Annotated in this window: 7 protein-coding genes; 3 read left to right on the forward strand and 4 right to left on the reverse strand. The window is 66.9% G+C overall.

All coding sequences use genetic code 11. From position 1 onward, the window contains the following. Window positions 1-2 precede the first annotated feature (2 nt). The 3 genes from BN976_RS22210 to BN976_RS22220 form a co-directional block, all read right to left on the reverse strand. Window positions 3-3,179 (reverse strand): adenylate/guanylate cyclase domain-containing protein, encoded by a 3,177-nt coding sequence (locus tag BN976_RS22210; protein WP_235622105.1) that lies wholly within the window; start codon window positions 3,177-3,179, stop codon window positions 3-5. A gap of 78 nt (window positions 3,180-3,257) precedes the next feature. After that, on the reverse strand, window positions 3,258-4,256 hold the full coding sequence (locus tag BN976_RS22215; protein ID WP_036374302.1) for an MDR family oxidoreductase: 999 nt from the start codon (window positions 4,254-4,256) through the stop codon (window positions 3,258-3,260). A 76-nt stretch (window positions 4,257-4,332) separates the two neighbouring features. Beyond that, window positions 4,333-5,307 (reverse strand): esterase family protein, encoded by a 975-nt coding sequence (locus BN976_RS22220; protein ID WP_036373969.1) that lies wholly within the window; start codon window positions 5,305-5,307, stop codon window positions 4,333-4,335. A gap of 387 nt (window positions 5,308-5,694) precedes the next feature. Between BN976_RS22220 and BN976_RS22225 the strand changes: the two genes are divergently transcribed. Genes BN976_RS22225 through BN976_RS22235 form a run of 3 tightly spaced genes read left to right on the forward strand, consistent with a single transcriptional unit; the run spans window position 5,695 to window position 7,869 of the window. Next, complete coding sequence (locus tag BN976_RS22225) at window positions 5,695-6,258, forward strand: TetR/AcrR family transcriptional regulator (RefSeq protein WP_036373972.1); 564 nt, start codon at window positions 5,695-5,697, stop codon at window positions 6,256-6,258. Window positions 6,259-6,294: 36 nt separating this feature from the next. Then, the gene (locus tag BN976_RS22230) at window positions 6,295-7,461 is read left to right on the forward strand and encodes an acyl-CoA dehydrogenase family protein (protein WP_036373974.1); all 1,167 of its coding nucleotides are present in this window, start codon (window positions 6,295-6,297) and stop codon (window positions 7,459-7,461) included. Window positions 7,462-7,476: 15 nt separating this feature from the next. Next, window positions 7,477-7,869 carry a nitroreductase/quinone reductase family protein gene (locus BN976_RS22235; protein WP_036373976.1) on the forward strand — a complete coding sequence of 131 codons (393 nt, stop codon included), beginning with the start codon at window positions 7,477-7,479 and terminating at the stop codon, window positions 7,867-7,869. 29 nt (window positions 7,870-7,898) lie between these two features. On the opposite strand, the gene BN976_RS22240 is transcribed toward BN976_RS22235, so the two are convergent. After that, the coding region (locus tag BN976_RS22240; protein WP_036373978.1) for an HNH endonuclease signature motif containing protein at window positions 7,899-8,974 on the reverse strand (1,076 nt) is incomplete at its 5' end.

The raw sequence follows: 8,974 nt of genomic DNA on the forward strand, positions 1-8,974 counted from the left end.
CGTCAGCCCCGCCGGTCGCTCAGCACCGGGTAGGGACCTCCCCAATGGTGCCGGTACCCTGTGAACTCGCATGCCGCCGCGTACTCGTCGGCAAGCTGTGCATACCGCTGACGCTCGCCTCGGGCCGAGGCGAGGAGCGCACGAATTCTGATGGTCCAGAGATCCATCGGCGCCGTCCCTGGACTGCGCGAACACCATTGTTCGAGAACCTCTTCCACTTCGAGGAGGTCGCGTGTACCTCCTCGATCGATCAACATCTCGCACAGGGATTCCGCCGGACAGCCCAGGTGCAACAGGGGTGCGTCTCGCGTGTGCAGTGTCACCAGATGACGGATCGAGTCGATGGCTTCGTCACGGTGACCGTTTCGAGCAGCTTCCCTGGCCAGCTGCATGCCGGTGATGGCCAGCGCGAAGGACTGGAGATTGTGGGTGGTGATGCCGACTTCGGCACGTCTGAGGAGGACGAAAGCCTCGTCGCGGCGCGGACTTCCGGCTTGAAGCAGCAACGTCGCGTACGTCCACTGTGCGGCGATGATCCCGAACCGGTCACCGAACGACTCCGCCCGCGCCAGCCACTCCCTCATGTCGTCGACCAGATCCTCGGCGACATGCATGCCCATGGCGGCGAGGATGCCCCAGTAAAGTGACACGGCCGAAAAGCTCACCGGTGACATCGCGCGAGCCAACTCGGTCGCCAACCGGATGTGGCCGATGCCCCGCTCGCGGCTGCCGAGGCACACCTCGCACAGGCCACCGATCGCATAAGCAAGCGCCCTGTCGGTCGAGGGGTACTCGGGCTCCAGCGCAATGCTGCGCCCGATCACCTCCAATGCCGCATCGAACTCGCAACTGGCCAGGTGCGCGAAAGACATTGCTGTGTAGAGGATTTCCAGTTCAGCCGCAGGAGTAGGACCGAGCGTGTCGACGAGCTCTGCCAGTTCGGCCGCCAACGGCAGCGCCTCAGGTACCCGATTGCTGTTGACGATGAAAGTGACGATGCGGCCGGCAAGAGCCAGGGCGAGGGAATGCGAGTCGTCCACCCGCGCGGTGAGCTCGCGCAGTTCGACCAGTCGCTGATCGTTGTCCGGGTCGGCGCCGACGAAGAGTTCGGTCGAGACCAACATCGTTCGTGGTGCGATACGAAGCGCGGTGACGGCGTCGTCTGCACCCGGGAGCCCGTCGGCCACCCGCATGGCGATCTCCCACTGGTTCCGCGCTGCCAACAGGTCACGCATCCTCAACCAGTCGGCGGCCCGCAGATGCCAGCGGCATGCCGTCTCGAAGTCGCCGGCCCCCTCCAGGTGAGTGGCGATCAGAGCCGCATTCTCGTCTTTCGCCGCCGGATCTCGGGTTTCGATCGCGCCGGCCAGCAGGCGATGCGCCCGTGCTCGGTTGGCGCTGATCTGCGAGTCGTAGGCCACCGCCCGCACAAGCGGGTGACGGAAGCAGTAGCGTTGCCGCGGAGCGAATTCCATCTGGTCTATCAACTCGGTGGCGACCAACTCTGCGAGTTCCCCCGACCGCGCGTTCGGCGTGAGCACCTGCAGGGTTTCCGCGTCGAAGCGGTTGCCGATGACCGCCGCAGCATTGAGGACCGCTTTCGTGGCCGGCGCCAAGCGATCGATGCGCGCCGCGAGCACCGCCTGTACGGTCACCGGCACACCGATGTCGTCGACGTCCCTGATCAACCGGTAGTCGCCGCGACTACCCGCGAGCACCCCACGACCGACCAGATCGCGGACGATCTCTTCGACGAAGTAGGGGTTGCCTGCCGCCACCCCGACGATTCTCGACGCAAGGCCCCCCATTGCGCCGTCGCCTCCCAGCAGGTTGAGCACGAGGTCCATGGTGAGCGAATCATTCAGTGGCGCAACGGTTACAGTGTGATCAGACCGTTTCCGCAACCCACCGCGGTACTCCGGCCGACAGGTAGTGACCAAAACCGTCGATGTCCGTTCCAGCACGGTGGCGAACTCGCAGAGAACCGCTTCGCTGGCAGCATCGATCCAATGGGCGTCCTCGAGCACCAGTACCATCGGGGTGGATCGCAGCCGGACGAACCGGGCCATCGTCTCCACCAGTCGGTGCCGGCGACCGTCCGCTCCGACGTGCAGCGGCGGCGCGGCCCCGTCCGCGATACCCATTGCCTCGAAGATGATCTGGGCGTCGGTAGAGCCCATCGGAACCTGGGACAGGACAAGCTCACGCGCGTCGTCATCGCCGAGATCGTCGGCCGAGAACATCGCGCGCAGGAGCCGGGACAACGCACGGAATGCGATCGGCATCGCGTGAGCGTCACAGCCGGCAAGCACCACTTCTGTTCCTGCGCCCCTCAGTCGCCGGCAGAACTCCTCGACGAGGCGGCTCTTCCCCACGCCGGGTGCGCCCACCACACTGACCAGATGCCTACGGCGGCGACGATCGAGTGAATCGCACAGCTGGTGGAGCTCCCCGTCGCGGCCCAACATCAGCCCCTCGTTGCGGCCGACCACCATGCGTGCGGCTTCCACGGCGACGAGTCGCCGGGCCGGCACGGGCTCGTCGCTGCCCTTGATCCGCACGGTCTGCACGGCGCCCAACCGAGTGGCGTGTTCGACAAGATCGGCTGTGCTCAGTGAGCACACCACCGCGCCTGCGGGTGCGGCCGCCTCCATTCGCTGCGCCATCCCGACGGCATGTCCGATCGCGGTGTACCTGCCCGGTCCGGATCCGATGTCGCCGACCACCACGTCACCGGAGTTCAGGCCCACGCGCAGCTGCAGACGGACGCCGTCGCGTTGCTCGACCTCGTCGGCAAGCTCCCCCACCACAGCCTGGATCTCCAGGGCTGCGATGCAGGCCCGCAGCGCGTGGTCTTCGAGCGCCATCGGTGCCCCGAACAACGCCATCAGACCGTCGCCGGTGAACTTGTCCATGGTGCCGTGATAACGCTGCACCACCGTCGCCGATCGGTTGAACAGGTCGTTCATGATCTCGCGGAGCCGCTCGGGATCGAGTTCCGCGGCCAGCCGCATTGAACCGACGACATCGGCGAACAACACCGTCACATGCTTGTGCTCACCGGTTGCGGTCAGCGGAGCGAGCGGCGAACCGCAGACGTCACAGAATCGCGACCTGGCCCGCAGGTCGTTGCCGCACGACCCGCAGGACACCTCGAAGTCGACGACCGGCCTGACCATCTCCAGTCTTTCCAGCTGCTCTGATGCCTACGATGATCCTCCAACGGGCCGCGGAATTGTCGCCAACGTCGAAAGCGGTCAGAACCCGTCGTGGACGACCACCCGTGTCCGCCCGGTGACACCACCGCCGATGATGGCGCCGAGCACGTCGGCGACCTGACGCACCGGCACGTCCCTGGTGATGCGGGCCAGATGACGTGGCAGCAACTCTGATTCGATCAACGCCCAGATGTCGCGTCGCTTGGCGATCGGCAGCAGCACGGAATCGATACCGGCCAGCGTCACCCCGCGCAGGATGAACGGCAGCACCGTGGCGGGCAGATCCGGTGACCCGGCCAGCCCTGAGGCCGCGGCCACCCCACCGTATTTCGTCGTGCTCAACGCGTAGGCCAGCGTCGTGCCACCGACGCAGTCCACGACCGCGGCCCAGTGCGCCTTGCCGAGGGGTCGGACCTTCTCGTCGGGGCCTGGAACCCGGTCGATCACCTCGGCCGCACCGAGATCGCGCAGCAGGTCGTGGGCGTCGGCCTTCCCGGTGGACGCCACCACCTCGTAGCCCAGCCCGGCCAACAGGTCGACGCTGACGCTGCCGACGCCGCCGGTCGCCCCGGTCACCAGCACCGGCCCGTCGGAGGGGCTGATCCCTTGCGCGCGAACGGCATTGACACTCATCGCCGCGGTGAAGCCGGCGGTGCCGATCGCGGCAGCGGCGGAGGTGCTCAAGGTCGACAGCTTGACCAGATAGTCGGCCGGATAGCGGGCGGTCTGCGCGTACCCGCCGTGACGGCCCGTACCGATGTCCTGGCCGTGCGCGATCACCCGGTCGCCGACGGCGAACTCCGGCGAGCGGCTCGAGGTGACGGTGCCCGCGACGTCGATCCCCGGGATCAACGGATACGACCGGGCCACGCCACCTTTGGGGGTGACGGCAAGGGCGTCCTTGTAGTTCACGCTCGAGTACTCGACGTGGATGTCCACGTCGCCTTCGGGCAGAAAGGACTCGTCGACCACTTCATGACGCAGCTCGATTCCACCCTCGGCGTCCTGATGGGCCACCATCGCGTTGATTTCCGTCATGTCGGCCACAGTAGCGGCGAACGACGAAGCCCCCGACCGCGTGGCGGCCGGGGGCTTCGTACGTGTCTGCGCAGCGTCAGAGAAGGTGCGCCTGCAGGTCCGGCTTCATGGCCTGAAGCTCGCGACCCCAGTACGCCCAGTTGTGCGTGCCGTTGTTGGGGAAGTTGAACACGCCGTTGGTACCGCCCGCGGCGATGTAGTTGTCCTGGAACGTCCGGTTGGTGCGGATGGTCAGGCCCTCGAGGAACGTGGCGGGCAGGTCGCCGCCGCCGAGCTCGTTGGGCTGTCCGTTACCGCAGTACACCCAGATCCGGCTGTTGTTGGCGACCAGGCGCGGGATCTGCACCATCGGGTCGTTGTACTGCCAGGCCGGGTCGGTTTCGGCCGGGCCCCACATGTCGTTGGCCTTGTAGCCGCCGGCGTCACCCATCGAGATGTTGATCAGGCCGGGCCACCAGCCCTCGGACGGGTTCAGGAACCCGGACATCGATCCGGCCCAGATGAACTGGCCCGGGTGATGCGCGGCGAGCACCAGCGAGGAACCACCCGCCATCGACAGACCGACCGCGGCACTGCCGGTGGGCTTGACGTCACGGTTGGCCTGCAGCCAGCCCGGCAGTTCCTGCGTCAGGAAGGTTTCCCAGTTGTAGGTCAGGCAGCCGCTCTTGCCGCACGCCGGCTTGTACCAGTTCGAGTAGAAGCTGGACTGGCCGCCCACAGGCATGATGACCGAGATGCCCGAGTCGAGATACCACTCGAACGCCTGCGTGTTGATGTCCCAGCCGTTGAAGTCGTCCTGCGCGCGCAGGCCGTCGAGCAGGTAGAGCGCCGGGGAGTTCGGGCCACCACTCTGGAACTGGATCTTGATGTCACGCCCCATCGACGGCGACGGGACCATCAGATACTCGACCGGAAGGCCCGGCCGGGAGAAAGCTCCGGCGGTCGCCGACCCTCCGGTGAGGCCCACTACGCCGGGCAGCAGCACCGCGGCCAGCGCAGCAATGCCGAGTCGACGCGCCCAGGGGCCGCGAATCCTGTCAAGAAGTCTCATACCGTCAATCCATCCATCTTCCGGTACCGCGTGGCGCGGCCTGTCCTGCGATTTCTCGGGCGGACATCGACACCACAGACGTCACGGCGATGTCTTCACCGCGCCGTCTCACCTCTCCGAATCCGCCATCAGGCGACGGAGTGGGCCGAGAAAACTTCAGTTCTGCGGTTGCAGTAAAGCATGTGACCACCGCATGAGGAACCCCAGCCACGCGGAATCATCGGTCTTCCTGCGGAAAAGCGAATTTTACGTCAGCGACGAAATGTCTGTGAAGTGGCCAAAGTACCGTCGCTTGCCTCACCATTCATCCGCGTAACGAAGTCATTCGCGCGATTGCCGCTTCATAGTGACCGTCGTCACATTTTGTCGATTCAGTAGGCTCCGCGGATGCCGAAGGGCCGCGCAAACGCAGGCAGGTTGTCCGCCGACGACTGGATACAGGCCGGCTACGCCATCCTGGCTGACGACGGGCTCGAAGCGCTCAAGCTCGATCGGCTGTGCACCCGCCTGGGCGTCACCAAAGGCAGCTTCTACTGGCACTTCGCCGACATGGCGGCCTACCGCAGCGCCCTCGCCCACGCCTGGGCGCAGCTGCACGATCGCGACCGCCGACACTTCGCGGATCTCGGACACCTCACCCCGCGAGCCCGGCTGAGTCAGATGATGGCGTCGCTGCTCGGTGAACGACAGTGGACGCTGGAACGTGCGATGCGCGAGTGGGCCCGCACCGACCCGGGTGTCGCCGAGAGCGTGCACGCCGCCGACCACCGGGTGCTCGACGCGGTTCGGCACGCCTTTGCCGACGCCGGATTCGACGCGGACGAGGCCGACATGCGGGCGAACGCGGTCTTCGCAGCGGGCATCGGCTTCCTTCACCTCTCCGACGCCCCGCCCGGAGCGCGAATGGATGCACAGCGCGAGCGCTTCCTCGATCTCATGCTTACGCGCTGAACGTTCCATACCAAAAGGTATGGTAGCTTCCGGGGCATGCCCACGGCCCACACCGTCACACCCGAATTCATCGACCGGCTCGCCGACCGTGCGGCAGAGGCTGAACGCCTTCGCCGACTGCCGGCCGACACCGTGGCCGACGCCACCGCGTCCGGGCTCTTCGACCTGCTCGTACCCGCGCGCTACGGCGGCATGCAGGCCCCTTTCCCGGCGATTCTCGATCCGGTCCGCAAGATGGCGCACGGGTGCGCGTCGAGCGCGTGGACGTTGGGCTTCTACGCGCTGCACAACTGGATGCTCGCGCTGTTCAGCGAGCAGGCCCAGAGCGAGGGGTTCGCGACGCGCCCGTTCCTGGCGCCCGCTCCCCTTGCGCCGACGGGGCGTGGCACCGCATGTGCCGGCGGAATCCGGCTGAGCGGACGGTGGTCGTGGGCGACCGGCGTGATGGACGGCAACTGGATCATGGTCGGTGCGCTGTGTGAGCGCGAAGCCGGCGATCCGAGCACGATCTATCCCGTGCTCGCGCTGCTGCCGATCGACAGCGTGCGGGTGGAGGACGTGTGGCACACCGACGGTATGCGCGCCACCGGATCCAACGACGTCGTGATCGACGACGCGTTCGTCCCGGCGCACCGACTGGTCGAGGTGTCCGACATCTACAGCGGCTCCGCGCCCGGCGCGGCCCTGCACGATGCCGACACCTACCGGTGGCCGATGGTGCCCGCCCTGGCGCTCCTGGCGGCGATGCCCGCGCTGGGCAGTGCCGAGCGCGCCGCCGAGATCTACGCCGAGCGGCTCTCACAGCGTTTCCTCGCCTATGAGGGCGTCATGCAGAAGGACAAGCCGGTGGCCGCGATGCACCTCGGTGAGGCGTCGGTTCGGCTGCGGGCGTTGAAGAGCCTGCTGGCCGACACCGTCGGTGAGATCGAGTCGATCGTGGCCGCAGGCGACCCGGTCGAACGTTCGGTGCGCGGCCAGGCACGTCTGGTGGCGGCACACATCGTGCACGAATCGCGAGCGGTGGTCAGTGGTCTGCTCGCCGCATCCGGTGCCTCCGCGCACTTCCTTGACAACCCGCTGCAGCGCATCAAGCGCGACGTCGACGTCATCGTCGGCCACGTCGTTTTCGACTACGACACGAGCCGCGAACTGGCCGGTGCCCTCACAATGGGGAGAAGGATTCCGCGCACCGCGATGGTGTGAGACCGGGGAGGTTCGATGACCGCCGACACCCTGCGTGACCGTGTCACCAAGTTCTTCCAGAAGAACGTTGCCAACCGGGTGATGCGGCAGATGCCGTTTCAGACGCTGCTGGAGACGACCGGGCGGAAGTCCGGCCAGCCCCGCACGACTCCCCTGGGCGGCCGCCGTGTCGGGGACGCGTTCTGGTTCGTCTCCGAGTTCGGCGACAGATCGCAGTACATCCGCAATATCCAGGCGGACCCGAACGTCCGGGTGCGACTGAACGGACGGTGGCACCGAGGCACGGCGCACCTGCTGCCCGAGGACGACCCGCATGCGCGTATGCAGTCGTTGCCGGGATACAACAACGTCGGGGTCCGCACGTTCGGGACCAATCTGCTCACCGTTCGGGTCGATCTGATCGACTGAGCGACAACGCTTCTCACGGGCCCTCGCTGCTACGGGTCGTCGTCTTCGTCGTCTTCGCGCAGTAGGTGACGTTCAGGGTGGTGGTAGTCGTTGGTGCGGTGTTGGCCTGTATCGAGGTCCGGCGGCGGGAGCCACTCGGTCTGATTCTTGCCGTTTTTGCGGGTGCGCCAGCCGGTTTTGTCGAGCATGCGGTGATCGCACGGGCATGCCAGGGTCAGGTCGTCGATGTTGGTCAGTCCGCCGTTGACGAAATCGGCGCTGGCGTGGTGGGCCTGGCACCAGTACCCGGGTGCGGTGCAGCCCGGCCGCGTGCAGCCCCGATCGCGGGCGTGCAGCACGATCCGCTGCGCGGCGTTGGCCAACCGTTTGGCCCGGCCCAGGTAGAGGGATTGGCCGCTGTGTTGGTCGTAGACGTACAGGTAGTGGTGGGCCCGGGCGGCCAGCCGGATCAGATCCGGCATCGGCAACAGCGATCCGCCACCGGTGACCGCCACCCCTGCGCCCTTTTCGAGCTCCTGCAACGTCGTGGAGACGACCACCGTCACCGGAAGGCCGTTGTGGGAGCCGAGTCGGCCAGACCCGAGGAGGCGGCGCAGCAGGGCTTTGAGCCCGTCGTGGTTGCGTTGATCCTGGGTGCGGGTGTCACGTCCGGCCCGCGCCGACGTGCGTGCTGACCGGTCACCGGTCTGTTCAGCCGCCTCGCCGCCGCCGGACACCTCGTCGCCGCTGGGTTCGCCGCCGGCGGATTCGCTGCCGGGCCCCTCGTCGCCGCGGGGTTCGCCGCCGGTGGATTCACTGCTGCCGGTGGATTCGCCGCTGTCAGGTTCGTCGCTGCCGGGCCCCTCGTCACCGGCGGGTTCATGGCTGCCGGGTTGACCTGTGGGCAAGTTGGCGCCGGGGGCGGCTTCTTTGGCCAAGGTGGCGTCCAGGTAGGCGCCGAGTTCGGCATCGACATAGCCACTGACCTTGCGGAACCCGTCGGGCTGCTGTTTACCGACACGGAAACTGCGCTTGCGGGCCAGGTCTTTGTCGCAGGGTTCGGGGCCGTCCTGGTCGATCATCATCAACAACCGCCCCGCTGCCTCGTCGAGTTCCTCGGGGCCCA

The sequence above is a fragment of the Mycolicibacterium austroafricanum genome (assembly GCF_000612725.1).
Taxonomy (GTDB): Bacteria; Actinomycetota; Actinomycetes; order Mycobacteriales; family Mycobacteriaceae; genus Mycobacterium; species Mycobacterium austroafricanum.